This is a genomic window from Vibrio sp. Y176 (assembly GCF_033438945.1).
This window is the reverse complement of sequence record NZ_JAWOQS010000962.1, coordinates 1-560: the sequence shown is the minus strand read 5'-3', so window position 1 is coordinate 560 and position 560 is coordinate 1. Positions and strand designations below refer to the sequence as shown.

The 560-nt window shown below is 50.0% G+C and carries 1 protein-coding gene; it reads left to right on the top strand.

Translation table 11 applies throughout. The features are described 5' to 3' along the window. On the top strand, window positions 1–560 hold a 560-nt coding region (locus tag R7O13_RS29650; RefSeq protein WP_412125752.1), incomplete at both ends, for an SLC13 family permease.

The following is a 560-nucleotide window of genomic DNA, read 5'->3' as shown; positions in this document are numbered from 1 at the left end:
GATTGGGCAGTATTACCTTAGCTCCGGGCGATACTTTAGTGCTGGTGCCGGGCAAGCGTTTCGAATCTGAGCGTCGAGCGCACCGTAAAGAATTTGTGTTAGTGCACGACTTAGATTCCAGCGCACGTTTGGACTCCAATAAATCGACGATTGTGTTGATTGGTTTTGCTGCGGTTATCGCCTGTGCACTACTTGAACTTGTGCCGATCATTAAAGGGCTCGCGGTATACATCATTGCACTCATTGCGTTTGGCATAGTGCAAATCTCTGAGCTTCGCCGCCGTTTTCCCATTGATATTGTGGTGATTGTGGGCTCTGCGCTCTCTATTGCGCAGCTGATGATTTCATCTGGCTTGTCCGTCAGGATGGGCGAGATGTTTATCGAAGCGTTTAACGGCTGGGGCGTATTTGGTGCGCTGGTGGCCACATACATCATGACCTTGGTGCTGACTGAATTGGTGACCAACAATGCCGCTGCCGCGTTAGCATTTCCGATTGGCTATAGTATGGCTGTCGGGTACGGAGTGGATCCGATGGCATTTATTATGGCGGTATTGTTT